This window comes from Cedecea sp. B1(4), from assembly GCF_059414925.1.
In genome coordinates this window covers 1-370 of the sequence record NZ_JCAHMZ010000371.1, presented here as the reverse complement: position 1 = coordinate 370, position 370 = coordinate 1, and the positions used below count along the sequence as shown (strand labels likewise).

The 370-nt window shown below is 67.3% G+C and carries 1 protein-coding gene; it reads left to right on the top strand.

Going from position 1 to position 370, the window contains the following annotated elements; translation table 11 throughout:
• The coding region (locus ACR6JA_RS23345; RefSeq protein WP_494599928.1) for a nucleotidyl transferase AbiEii/AbiGii toxin family protein at positions 1-370 on the top strand (370 nt) is incomplete at both ends.

Here is a 370-nt window from a genome sequence, read left to right as displayed (position 1 = left end):
GCCGGTTCTGGCACCGGACGAGCTGTACGCCAGCAAGCTGGTGGCCGCGCTGGATCGGCAGCACCCCCGCGACCTGTTCGACGTGTGGCAGCTCTACGAATCGGGCGACATCAGCGACGGCATGGTCGAGTGCTTCGTGATCTATCTGGCGGGCCACAACCGGCCGCCCCACGAAGTGCTGTTCGGCAACGACAAGGACATCGCCGGCGAGTACGAGCGGGCCTTTGTCGGCATGACCGAAGTGGGCTGCTCCCTGGAGACACTGCTCGACGCTCGCGCCAGGGTGCGGCGCGAGCTGCCACAGCGACTGAGCACCGCGCACAAGCAGTTTCTGAGCGGGCTGGCGCGCGCAGAACCGGACTGGTCGCTG